The sequence below is a fragment of the Paracoccus methylovorus genome (genome assembly GCF_016919705.1).
GTDB lineage: Bacteria > Pseudomonadota > Alphaproteobacteria > Rhodobacterales > Rhodobacteraceae > Paracoccus > Paracoccus methylovorus.
In genome coordinates this window covers 701,718-712,813 of sequence record NZ_CP070371.1, presented here as the reverse complement: position 1 = coordinate 712,813, position 11,096 = coordinate 701,718, and the positions used below count along the sequence as shown (strand labels likewise).

Sequence of the window (11,096 nt, the reverse complement as noted above, 5' to 3'; positions counted from 1 at the left end):
TTCACTCCCCCGGACCCCCGTGGGATATTGGGACACGGAAGACATCATGGGCAGGTCCGGGACAAGGACGCTCGGGGCGCGTCATGCCCCCGTCTGTCAAAGACAACAATGACCGGATGAAAGTCGGCGGCAAGCGCGATAGCGATGGAAAGGCTGAAGCGCATGGGCATCACATCCGGAAGATGCCAAAGCGTGTCGGCTCGACCGGAGCATTCAGGCTGGCGCGCAGGCTGAGGGCCAGAATGTCGCGGGTCTTTCGGGGGTCGATGACCCCATCGTCCCAGAGCCGGGCCGAGGCATAGAGCGGATGCGATTGACGCTCGAACATCTCGATGGTGGGGCGCTTGAATTCGGCCTCTTCCTCGGGGGACCAGGAGCCGCCCTGCCGTTCGATACCGTCGCGGCGTACGGTGGCCAGCACGCCCGCCGCCTGCTCGCCGCCCATCACGCTGATGCGCGAATTGGGCCAGGTCCAGAGGAAGCGCGGCGAATAGGCCCGGCCCGCCATGCCGTAATTGCCGGCACCGAAACTGCCGCCGACCAGCATGGTAATTTTGGGCACATTGGTCGTCGCCACTGCTGTTACCATCTTGGCGCCATGGCGGGCGATGCCTTCGTTTTCGTATTTGCGCCCGACCATGAAGCCGGTGACGTTTTGCAGGAATACCAGCGGGATATTCCGCATCGAACACAGCTCGATAAAATGCGCGCCCTTTTGCGCGGCTTCTGAAAAGATCACGCCATTGTTGGCGACGATGCCGACCGGGCAACCTTCGACATGGGCGAACCCGGTGACCAGCGTCTCGCCGAAACGGACCTTGAACTCGTCGAAACGCGAGCCGTCCACCACCCGGGCGATGACCTCGCGGATGTCATAGGGGATCTTGAGATCAGCCGGCACGAGGCCGAGGATGTCTTCGGGATCGTAGGCCGGAGCCTCGGGCGCTTGCCACTGCACGGTGGTTGGCTGATGGCGATTGAGGTTGGCGATGGCGCGGCGGGCCAGCGCCAGCGCATGGGCGTCGTCCTCGGCCAGGTAGTCGGCCACGCCCGAAAGCCGGGTATGCACGTCACCGCCGCCCAGGTCCTCGGCCGTGACTACCTCGCCGGTGGCGGCTTTGACGAGCGGCGGGCCGGCCAGGAAAATCGTGCCCTGATTGCGAACAATGATGGTCACGTCCGACATGGCCGGAACATAGGCGCCGCCGGCCGTGCAAGAGCCCATGACCACGGCGATCTGCGCGATGCCCCGGGCGGACATCTGCGCCTGATTATAGAAGATGCGGCCGAAATGGTCGCGGTCGGGAAAGACCTCGTCCTGATTGGGCAGGTTCGCGCCGCCGGAATCGACCAGATAGACGCAGGGCAGATGGCATTCGGCCGCGATCTCTTGCGCGCGCAGGTGCTTCTTGACCGTCATCGGATAATATGTGCCGCCCTTGACCGTGGCGTCATTGGCCACGACCATCACGTCCTGTCCGTGCACGCGGCCAATGCCGGCGATCACGCCCGCGCAGGGGGCGGCATCGTCATACATGCCATGCGCCGCCGTCGCGCCGATTTCCAGAAAGGGCGAGCCGGGGTCGAGCAGGTTCGCCACCCTTTCGCGCGGCGGCATCTTGCCGCGGGCGACGTGGCGTTCAACCGCCTTCGCGCCACCACCCGCCGCCGCAGCAAGCGCCGCCTTGCGGACCGTATCCAGCATGGCCAGATGCGCCGTGCGATTGGCACGGAAGATTTCCGAAGACGGCAGAACCGATGTGCCAAGCTTCATCCTATCATCCTTTCTGACCACGGCCTTGCTGCGACAGCATGTCGCGACCGGGCGAAGTTCATGAGTTGTTGACCCAGATCAACGTCAGAGAACGCGAAATAACGCGATGGGTTGAGATGCAAAAACTTGAAAGGATCGCCATGAAACACGAGCTTGCATTGGTTGCGGTACTGGCCGCGCTTGCATCGCCCGCCGTTGCGCAATCGCAGGGCGACTGGACGCTGGGCTTGGGGTTGGCGCATGTTAATCCCAAATCGGACAACGGATCTTTGGCCGGGGGCACGGTGCCGGTCAGCATCGGCGACAGCACCCGGCCCTCGATAACGGTCGAGTATTTTGTGCGCGACAATCTGGGAATCGAGGTGCTTGGTGCGCTGCCCTTCAAACACTCGATCCGATCGAACGGTGCCGAGATCGGGACGGTCAAGCACCTGCCGCCCGTCATTTCGCTGCAATACCACTTTGACATCCATCCGGCGTGGAAGCCCTTTGTCGGTGTCGGCGTGAACTTTACCGGTTTTTGGGACAGCGAGGCCAAGGGTGCGCTGGCCGGCAATGATCTGCGCGTCAAGAACAGCTGGGGGCTGGCCGCCCATCTGGGCACCGATTACTGGATCAGTGATCGTGCAGCCCTGCGTGCCGATCTGCGTTGGATCGATATCGGTTCCGATGTCGAGTTGAACGGTGCAAATATCGGTTCGGTTGATATCGATCCGGTCGTGGCTGGCATCAGCTATGTGATGAAGTTCTGATTTCTCTTCCAAACGGGGGCGCGGTTGACAAATGCGCCCCCTACTTGCTTGTGGATGGGTCTGAGCAGCGACGTCACGCTGCCTGATCGCGACGGGTTCAACGCCCCAGGCGCGACCTGCCAAGGTGGATGCATCGATCGGCAGGACGTACCCCTGCGCGCGCATCAGGCCAGTTCCATCAACTGGCGGCCGATCAGCATGCGGCGGATTTCACTGGTGCCGGCACCGATCTCCATCAGCTTGGCGTCGCGGAACAGCCGGCTGACCACGGAATCGTTCAGGAACCCGGCCCCGCCCAGGGCCTGCACCGCCTGATGCGCCTGCACCATGGCCTGTTCGCTGGCATAAAGCACAGCGCCCGCCGCGTCCTGCCGGGTAACCTTGCCGGCGTCGCAGGTGCGCGCCACCTCATAGACATAGGCCCGCGCCGTGTTCAGTGCGACATACATGTCGGCGATCTTGCCTTGCATCAACTGGAAGGACCCGATGGGCTGACCGAACTGCCTGCGTTCCTTGACATAGGGCATCACCTCGTCGAGGCAGGCGGCCATGATGCCGGTGCCGATGCCCGACAGCACCAGCCGTTCATAGTCGAGCCCCGACATGAGCACCCGCACGCCCTTGCCCTCTTCGCCAAGCACATTGTCGAAAGGCACCTCGCAATTCTCGAAGATCAGCTCACCGGTGTTCGAGCCGCGCATGCCAAGCTTGTCGAAATGCGGGCTGGTCGAAAAGCCCTGCATGCCGCGCTCGACGATGAAGGCGGTGATGCCGCGGCTGCCCGCCTCGGGGTCGGTCTTGGCATAGACGACCAGTGTATGCGCATCGGGAGCGTTGGTGATCCAGTATTTGTTGCCGTTCAGCACATAGCGGTCATTGCGCTTTTCGGCGCGCAGCTTCATGCCGACGACATCGCTGCCGGCCCCCTCTTCGGACATGGCCAATGCACCCACAGCCTTGCCCGAGCACAGGTCCGGCAGGTATTTCCGCCGCTGTTCATCCGTGCCGTTCAGCTTGATCTGGTTCACGCAAAGATTCGAATGCGCGCCATAGGACAGGCTGACCGAGGCCGAGGCGCGGGCGATTTCCTCGGTCGCAATGACATGCGCCAGATAGCCCATGCCGCTGCCGCCGTATTCCTCGGATACGGTGATGCCCAGAAGGCCCAGATCACCCATCTCGCGCCAAAGCTCGTTGGGGAATTCGTTCTTGCGATCCACCTCGCCCGCGATGGGCTTCACCCGCTCCTGCGCCCAGCGATGGACGGTTTCGCGCAGCGCGTTCACGTCTTCGCCCAGATCGAACTGCATTCCCGCACTGAACATCGGCCCTCTCCTCCACTTATTGAACGATTGTTCATTTAACTGCTTTATGTCGCTGGGACCCGGCCTGCGTCAAGCATATTCTGGCGGTATATCCCCTATCGTCGATCCTGCGCCGCACGGGTTGTCAGGACAAGCGCCGGGATTCGTTGACAAGGCCGCGGGCCGCCGCCATCCATGCCGCGGAACCGCAAGGATGGCCGATGTCTGTCACCCCCGAAACAACAACCGCACGGCTGCTGATTTTGCGCCATGCACCGCTGGCCCAACCGGGACTGGCTGGACGGCGGGATGTGGCGGCGGACTGCAGCAACCTTGCTGCTTTCGACTGGGCGCGGGCCGCATTGCTGGGGGCGCAGACCTGTTGGTCCAGCCCCGCCCGCCGCTGCCGTCAGACCTGCACGGCACTGGGCTTGAGCCCCGAATGGCATCCCATGCTGTGGGAGCAGGACTTCGGAGCTTGGGAAGAACCCGGCACCCCCATCCCCGACCTCGGCCCACTGCCGCCTGAGGAACTGGCGCGCAAGCGCCCACCGGGGGGCGAGAGCTTTCTGGACATGGCGGCGCGGGTGCAACCCCTGCTGATGGCGGCACGCGGCACGGTGGTCGTCGTTGCCCATGCCGGCACGGTGCGCGCCGCACTCGCCTTGGCGGTCGGCCCAGCGGCACTGTCCTTTTCCGTGGCCCCGCTGTCGCTGACCATCCTTAGTCGTTCGGCTGCCGGCTGGGCTGTCGAGGCCGTCAACCGGGTCGCCCCATGATCCTGTCGCAGGAAACGCTGACGGTTGCGCTGACAGCCCTGCTGATCGATGCCCTGATCGGCTGGCCCGATGCGCTTTATCGTCGCATCTCGCATCCGGTGGTCTGGATCGGCCGGCTGATCTCGGGTCTGGACAGGCGATGGAACCGGGGCAGTCACCGTATCGCACGCGGCGCGTTGACGGTCATGGTCACGGTCGGCGCAGCGGTGGTCCCGACACTGCTGCTGACCCACGCTATTGCGCCCCTGCCCTTGGGCCCGGTGCTGCTTGGCGTTCTGGCCTGGCCGCTGGTCGCCACGCGCTCGCTGCACGATCACGTCGCCGCCGTGGCGCGGCCCTTGGCCTCGGGCGACATTCCGGCCGCGAAGGCCGCGGTGGCGATGATCGTCGGCCGCGATCTGGACGACCGCCCCGAGCCCATTGCCCGCGCCGCACTGGAAAGTCTGGCTGAGAATACCTCGGACGGGGTGGTTGCGCCGATCTTCTGGGCGGCTGTGGCGGGGTTGCCGGGGATCGCGGCCTACAAGGCCATCAATACGCTCGATTCGATGATCGGCCACATGAGCCCGCGCCATGTGCTGTTCGGACGGGTCGCGGCAAGGTTGGACGATCTGGTGAACCTGCCCGCCTCGCGCCTGACCGGACTGCTTTTTGTGACAGCGGGCTGGTCACGCTGCGCCTGGCGGGTAATGCGCCGGGATGCGCGCCGCCATCGCTCGCCCAACGCTGGCTGGCCCGAGGGGGCCATGGCCGGCGCATTGGAGGTGCGCTTGTCCGGCCCGCGCAGCTATCATGGCGTGGAAAGCCCCGAACCGTGGCTGAACGAAGACGCCCACGATCCCAGCCCGCCGGATCTGCTGCGCGGGCTGGCGCTTTATCGCCGGGCAATGGTCCTGCTGGGACTGGGGTTGGCGCTACTTCTGGCGGTTTAGGACCAGTCGAAGAAATCGGCAGGCGCCTGACCGCGCAATTCCTCGGCCAGATCGGTGCCCATGGCCGCGCCGTCCGATGCCGGTCCGACACGCTCGCCCGCAATCACCTCGCTGCCGTCGGGCCGCAGGATTTCTCCGCGCAGCCGCAGCCGGTCGCCGTCCAGTTCGGCCAGCCCCGCGATGGGCGTCTGGCAGGAGCCGTCGAGCCGCGCCAGAAATGCCCGCTCGGCCGTCACCCGCAACGCGCTGTCGCGATCCGAGATCGCGGCCAGAAGTGCCGCGATGCGTTCGTCGGCTGCGCGCCGTTCGACGCCAATACAGCCCTGAGCCACGGCCGGCAGCATCTCCTCCGGCCCGACCGCGCTGCGCGCCACATGCTCCATGCCCAACCGCGACAAACCCGCCATAGCAAGGAAGGTGGCAACAGCCACGCCATCCTCAAGCTTTTTCAAGCGCGTCTGCACGTTTCCTCGAAATTCTACAAGCTTCAGGTCCGGTCGCCGCGCGGCAAGCTGCGCGCGCCGGCGCAGACTTGAAGAACCGACGACAGCGCCCTGAGGAAGCTCGGCAATCGCCGCAAACTGCGAACTGACAAATGCGTCGCGCACATCCTCGCGCGGCAGATAGCAATCGATCACCAACCCATCGGGCTGGAGCGTCGGCATATCCTTCATGGAATGCACGGCAATATCGATCTCCCGCGCCAGCAGCGCGTCTTCGATCTCGCGGGTGAACAGGCCCTTGCCGCCGATCTCTTTCAGCGGGCGGTCCAGCACTCGGTCGCCGGTGGTCTTGATCACCACGATTTCGAAAGCATCGGCCTCAAGACCATGCGCGGCCATCAGCCGGTCGCGCGTCTCATGTGCCTGGGCCAGCGCAAGCGCTGAGCCTCGGGTGCCGATACGGATGGGGTTCTGGGGGTCGGGCATCTGGGTCATGACACCGGGCTTAGCGCCCCCCCTCGGCCTTGACAACGGGGACGCGCACGCCATGAAGGGCACGAGAGGTGAATTATGTCCGAAAAAACCATCCTGCGCGCGCTGAAGGGCGAGCGTTTGCCCGTTCCGCCTGTCTGGATGATGCGCCAGGCCGGCCGCTACCTGCCGGAATACCGCGCCACCCGCGCCCAGGCCGGCGACTTTTTGTCGCTGTGCTACACGCCGGATCTGGCGGCCGAGGTCACGCTGCAACCGATCCGCCGTTACGGATTCGACGCAGCGATTCTCTTTGCCGACATCCTGCTCTTGCCGCAGGCGCTGGGGCTGGACCTGTGGTTCGTGACCGGCGAAGGGCCGCGGCTGTCCACCGTGACCAGCGCCGCCGAGGTCGCGGCGCTGAAGCCAACCTCCGCCATCCACGACACCCTGTCCCCGGTCTATGAAACCGTGCGCATCCTTGCGCGGGAATTGCCGCCCCAAGTGACGCTGATAGGATTCGCCGGCGCGCCATGGACCGTCGCGACCTATATGATCGCGGGACGCGGCACGCCCGATCAGGCCCCGGCCCATGCCATGAAGGCGGCCGACCGCGCAGCCTTCTCGGCACTGATCGACCGCATTACCGAGTCGACCATAGACTATCTCTCGGCCCAGATCGAAGCCGGTGCCGAGGTGATCAAACTGTTCGACAGTTGGGCAGGATCGCTCAAAGGGCAGGATTTCGACGATTTCGCGCTGGAACCCGCCCGCCGGATCATCGCCGCCCTGAAGGTGCGCCATCCCGGCATCCCGGTCATTGCCTTCCCGCGCGAAGCCGGCCCCCGCTATGCCGGCTTTGCCCACGCTACCGGCGCAGATTGCGTGGCGCTGGACAATTCGGTCAGCGCCGAATGGGCGGCGGCCGAGGTGCAAAAGGACGGCTGCGTACAGGGCAATCTCGACCCCCGCCTGCTGGTTACCGGCGGCGAGAAATTGCAGGCCGAAGCCCGCCGCATTACCCGCGCCTTCGCGAACGGCCCGCATATCTTCAACCTCGGCCATGGCATCACCCCCGAGGCCGATCCCGAAAACGTCACGCGTATGCTGGAGGCCATCCGGGGCTGATGGGCTGGATATTCGCCACGCTGATTGCCGCTGCGGCGCAAACCGGACGCAACGCGGCACAGCGCAGGCTGACTGCCGAACTGGGCACCATGGGCGCGACCGCCGTGCGCTTTCTTTTTGGCCTGCCCTTCGCCGCATTGTTTCTGGCAGGAATGGCGATGTTGGTGTCTGTACCAATGCCTAATGCGGCAGCACTCGGCTGGGCGGCGACAGGGGCCATATCGCAGATCGCCGCAACCGCCCTGATGCTGTTGACCATGGAAAGCCGCAGTTTCGGGGTGACCACGGCGTTGATCAAGACCGAGCCGGTAACGCTGGCGCTGATCGGCGCGCTGCTGCTGGCCGAACCGCTGGGCCCTGCCCGCATGGCAGCCATCGCCACAGCCACATTGGGCGTCTTGCTGATGTCGGGGGCAGATTGGCGGCGCGGTGGTTGGCGCGCAGCAGGCCTGGGGATCGTGGCGGGGGTGTTGTTCGGGCTTTCTGCCATCGGCTTTCGCGGCGCGATCCTGGCCCTGCCCTTCGGAGCCGAGCCGGTGCGGGCGGCGACCATCCTGGTCCTCAGCCTCGCCATGCAAAGCGCAATCATGCTGATCTGGCTGGGGGCGCTGAACCGCCGGGCGCTAGTGGGCATGGGGCAGCATTTGCGCGGCTCTCTGGGCGCAGGCGCATTGGGTGCGCTGGCATCGCTCTTCTGGTTCCTGGGGTTTGCGCTGACGGCAGCCGCCAATGTCCGCACTCTGGCGCTGGTCGAGGTGGTGATGGCGCAACTGGTCTCGGGCCGGGTGTTTCGTGAAGGCGCCAGCCCGCGGCAACTTGGCGGTATGGCGTTGATCATGCTGGGCGTCGGGGCGCTGATTGCTGTCAGTGCCCGGTAACCCCGGCTCAATCACGGCAACCCGCGAAAGATGACCAACCTGCGCTCGACAGCACCCTTGCATGGGTATTTCTACAACGAAGAAGATCATGGATCGGCCTGTCCTTCTTCGTTGTACAAATACCCAATGGACCTTTCCGCCCTTCGCATGGCCCGCTAACAAGGGTGCATGACCCTGCCCACCCTTTCCCCCGACCAAGCCGAAGCATGGGATATGCTTGCCGCCATGCTCGAAGAGTCGGGCATCGACCTGCTTTCTGAAGAGATAGCACCACCCACACCCGGCAAGGGTCGCGTAATGGCCGTGGTCGGCAAGGCCGGGTCGGGCAAGACCTTGCTGCTGGCCGAGTTGACCAAGGCCCTGAAGGCGACGGGGGTGGATATCATCTCGGGCGATTACGAGGGCAAGAAGCGCAAGGACCGTCGCACCGTTGCCATCCTTGCCCCGACCAACAAGGCCGCCTTCGTCTTGCGCATGCGTGGGGTGCCGGCGACCACAATTCACCGCATTCTCTATACCCCGGTTTACGATCCCGAATACGAACGCATTGCCGATTGGCTGACCGGGATCGGCGACCGGCCCGGGGTCGAAGGGGTGATGGAGGGGCTGACCGAAGCCGCATTGGACCGCGCCAAGGCGTTTTATGAGCAGAATGCTTCGATCCCCGGCGCGCTTGCCGCGGCCGGGCTGCGCGGCTCGGACTTCATCCGAGGTTGGAAACGGCGCGAGGAAGGGCTGGACATCGGGCTGATCGACGAAGCCTCGATGCTGGATGAGCGTCAGTTCGAGGATCTGCGCGAGATCTTTCCGCTTCTGATCCTGTTCGGCGATCCCGCGCAGCTTGCGCCCGTCGGGCAATCCGGGCAGATGATCTTTGACAGGCTGGCCCCCGCGCAGCGGTTGGTGCTCGAGCGCGTTCACCGCCAGCAGGACGACAGCCCCATCCTTGACCTCGCCCATGCGCTGGCCGATCCCAAGCTGGAGTTCGACAGTTTCGAGCGCATGATCCGCGACGCCGCCAGCCGCGATCCGCGTGTGATCTGGGCCGAGCGGGTTGAATCCGACCTGATGGCGCAAAGCCCGGTTCTGTGCTGGCGCAACATTACCCGGATCAAGCTGATCCAGGCCTTTCGTTCTGCCTATGGCGCCCCCGGCGACGCATTGTTGCCCGGAGAGCCGCTGATCTGCGACGGGTTGGAGCTACCGCTCAAGCACCGCAAGAAGCGCATCGACCTTGAGGCTCGCGGGCTGATCAAGGGCGCGCAGGTGGTTTATCTGGGACCGGGCCGCAAGCCGGGGTTTTCCCGCCTGCATGTTGTGGGCGCCGAAGAGCCACGGCTGTCCGCCGCCAGTATCGTCAAGATCGAGATGCCCGATGTCGACGAGCCCTTTATCCCCTATGCGGCTCGCATGGGCGCGGCCTTTCTGCATGGCGCGGCGGTGACGATCCACAAGGCGCAAGGGTCGCAATGGCCCGACGTGCAGGTCTTTGCGCCCGACATCGCCGCCGCCGCCTGGTCGGGCCGCAGTGAGGCCGGGATCGCGCTATGGAAGCGGCTGGCTTACGTCGCCATCACCCGGACGCAGGAGCGACTGCATTGGGTGGTTAAGTCGCGTCTGGCCCGGCCATCGGCCCCTTTGGGCATCGACCACCTGGAGGCTCCGGCCAACGTGTTGCAACTGGCCACCGAATCCGAGGACTAGTTCCGCCGGGGCGGCTTGGGCGTGGACGTTCCGGGGCGCAGTTGGTTCATGCGCAACTCCAGTGCCTCTGTCAGCGCCTCGCGGGGAATGCCGGTTTCTTGCGACAACCGAAGCAGGCCGAAATGCACGCGGGCGAGTTCCTGATAATAACGCGTGAAGCTGTAATTGATCGATGCCCCGGCAAGTGCGCCCAAGATAGGCACCGCCTGCGCCGCCAGCTTCTGCGCCAGGGATGCCGATAGACGGGGCGCCACGCGGGTAATCAGCGCCTGCACCGTCTGGCCGGTGAGGGTCATGCGGGCGGCAAGCAGGCCCATGTCGGTGCCGTCGTCGTCGGAAAGCGGCCCCGCCGAGGCAAAGACATGCAGCGCCTCGCGCCGGGCCTCATCCGACACGGGGTCGAAACCGTGCTCGGCGGCGATGTCCATGATCGCCCGCAAAAGCAGCGTAACCGTCACCGGAAGCTCCAGCACCGCGCCGCTGATCCCCGCGAGGCCGCCCACTGCACCGGAGGTCGTCGAGAGCAGGCGGTTGAACATGTCACCCCGCTCTCGCACCAACCCACGCGAACGCGAGGCAGCGTCAAACGCATGGTTCAGGGCCGCCAGCGTAATCCGGTCCATGCGCCCCCGCACGGCCGTTGGCAGCCGCTCGATCAGGCCCTCTGCCTTGCCGCCGACGACCACCAGCAGTTCCATCGCGACGCCGCCCGCGCGAAGATAGCGTCGCGCAAGCCCGTCGATAGCGACATGGACGGTCGGGTCATCGATCGGGGGCAGGACGGCCTGCCTGAGGGGGATCGGGGTCTGCTCGGTCATCCTTGGGATACCCTGCGTAATCATGGATCGCCCTTGAACTGGGCATTCGCAAGGGAACCCGCAAGGCGCCCCGGGGGTTCCGGCCGACAAATAGCCAACCCGCCGCCCCGGCG

The 11,096-nt window shown here is 65.0% G+C and carries 10 protein-coding genes; 6 read left to right on the top strand and 4 right to left on the bottom strand.

Features of this window, described 5'->3' with window-relative positions; translation table 11 throughout:
- Nucleotides 1-169: 169 nt before the first annotated feature.
- Nucleotides 170-1,774, bottom strand: a complete 1,605-nt coding sequence (locus JWJ88_RS16655; RefSeq protein WP_205296806.1) for a carboxyl transferase domain-containing protein — start codon at nucleotides 1,772-1,774, stop codon at nucleotides 170-172.
- A 140-nt stretch (nucleotides 1,775-1,914) separates the two neighbouring features.
- On the opposite strand from JWJ88_RS16655, the gene JWJ88_RS16650 reads away from it, so the two are divergent.
- On the top strand, nucleotides 1,915-2,526 hold the full coding sequence (locus JWJ88_RS16650) for an OmpW/AlkL family protein (protein ID WP_205296805.1): 612 nt from the start codon (nucleotides 1,915-1,917) through the stop codon (nucleotides 2,524-2,526).
- A 164-nt stretch (nucleotides 2,527-2,690) separates the two neighbouring features.
- Here the strand turns inward: JWJ88_RS16650 and JWJ88_RS16645 are convergent, their stop codons facing one another.
- Nucleotides 2,691-3,851 (bottom strand): isovaleryl-CoA dehydrogenase, encoded by a 1,161-nt coding sequence (locus tag JWJ88_RS16645; protein ID WP_205296804.1) that lies wholly within the window; start codon nucleotides 3,849-3,851, stop codon nucleotides 2,691-2,693.
- 200 nt (nucleotides 3,852-4,051) lie between these two features.
- On the opposite strand from JWJ88_RS16645, the gene JWJ88_RS16640 reads away from it, so the two are divergent.
- Together JWJ88_RS16640 and cbiB are read left to right on the top strand one after the other, a co-directional pair.
- Complete coding sequence (locus JWJ88_RS16640; protein ID WP_205296803.1) at nucleotides 4,052-4,609, top strand: histidine phosphatase family protein; 558 nt, start codon at nucleotides 4,052-4,054, stop codon at nucleotides 4,607-4,609.
- On the top strand, nucleotides 4,606-5,541 hold the full coding sequence (gene cbiB / locus JWJ88_RS16635; RefSeq protein WP_205296802.1) for an adenosylcobinamide-phosphate synthase CbiB: 936 nt from the start codon (nucleotides 4,606-4,608) through the stop codon (nucleotides 5,539-5,541). The genes JWJ88_RS16640 and cbiB overlap by 4 nt, the downstream gene beginning before the upstream one ends.
- Here the strand turns inward: cbiB and hemC are convergent.
- Nucleotides 5,538-6,479, bottom strand: a complete 942-nt coding sequence (gene hemC / locus JWJ88_RS16630) for a hydroxymethylbilane synthase (protein ID WP_205296801.1) — start codon at nucleotides 6,477-6,479, stop codon at nucleotides 5,538-5,540. The two genes, cbiB and hemC, sit on opposite strands and share 4 nt — an antisense overlap.
- 75 nt (nucleotides 6,480-6,554) lie before the next feature.
- Here hemC and hemE point away from each other — a divergent pair, with 75 nt between their 5' ends.
- From hemE to JWJ88_RS16615, 3 genes are all read left to right on the top strand, one after another.
- Nucleotides 6,555-7,583, top strand: a complete 1,029-nt coding sequence (hemE, locus tag JWJ88_RS16625; protein WP_205296800.1) for a uroporphyrinogen decarboxylase — start codon at nucleotides 6,555-6,557, stop codon at nucleotides 7,581-7,583.
- Nucleotides 7,583-8,461, top strand: coding sequence for an EamA family transporter (locus tag JWJ88_RS16620; RefSeq protein ID WP_205296799.1), 879 nt, complete (start codon nucleotides 7,583-7,585; stop codon nucleotides 8,459-8,461). The genes hemE and JWJ88_RS16620 overlap by 1 nt, the downstream gene beginning before the upstream one ends.
- Nucleotides 8,462-8,629: 168 nt before the next feature.
- On the top strand, nucleotides 8,630-10,165 hold the full coding sequence (locus tag JWJ88_RS16615) for an ATP-dependent DNA helicase (RefSeq protein WP_205296798.1): 1,536 nt from the start codon (nucleotides 8,630-8,632) through the stop codon (nucleotides 10,163-10,165).
- On the opposite strand, the gene JWJ88_RS16610 is transcribed toward JWJ88_RS16615, so the two are convergent.
- Complete coding sequence (locus tag JWJ88_RS16610) at nucleotides 10,162-10,983, bottom strand: EcsC family protein (RefSeq protein WP_205296797.1); 822 nt, start codon at nucleotides 10,981-10,983, stop codon at nucleotides 10,162-10,164. The genes JWJ88_RS16615 and JWJ88_RS16610 overlap by 4 nt on opposite strands.
- Between the last annotated feature and the right edge of the window lie 113 nt (nucleotides 10,984-11,096).

Coding starts and splice junctions, on each gene's coding strand:
- JWJ88_RS16655 (WP_205296806.1), bottom strand. CDS start 1,774: ATGAAGCTTGGCACATCGGTTCTGCCGTCTTCGGAAATCTTCCGTGCC.
- JWJ88_RS16650 (WP_205296805.1), top strand. CDS start 1,915: ATGAAACACGAGCTTGCATTGGTTGCGGTACTGGCCGCGCTTGCATCG.
- JWJ88_RS16645 (WP_205296804.1), bottom strand. CDS start 3,851: ATGTTCAGTGCGGGAATGCAGTTCGATCTGGGCGAAGACGTGAACGCG.
- JWJ88_RS16640 (WP_205296803.1), top strand. CDS start 4,052: ATGTCTGTCACCCCCGAAACAACAACCGCACGGCTGCTGATTTTGCGC.
- cbiB (WP_205296802.1), top strand. CDS start 4,606: ATGATCCTGTCGCAGGAAACGCTGACGGTTGCGCTGACAGCCCTGCTG.
- hemC (WP_205296801.1), bottom strand. CDS start 6,479: ATGACCCAGATGCCCGACCCCCAGAACCCCATCCGTATCGGCACCCGA.
- hemE (WP_205296800.1), top strand. CDS start 6,555: ATGTCCGAAAAAACCATCCTGCGCGCGCTGAAGGGCGAGCGTTTGCCC.
- JWJ88_RS16620 (WP_205296799.1), top strand. CDS start 7,583: ATGGGCTGGATATTCGCCACGCTGATTGCCGCTGCGGCGCAAACCGGA.
- JWJ88_RS16615 (WP_205296798.1), top strand. CDS start 8,630: ATGACCCTGCCCACCCTTTCCCCCGACCAAGCCGAAGCATGGGATATG.
- JWJ88_RS16610 (WP_205296797.1), bottom strand. CDS start 10,983: ATGACCGAGCAGACCCCGATCCCCCTCAGGCAGGCCGTCCTGCCCCCG.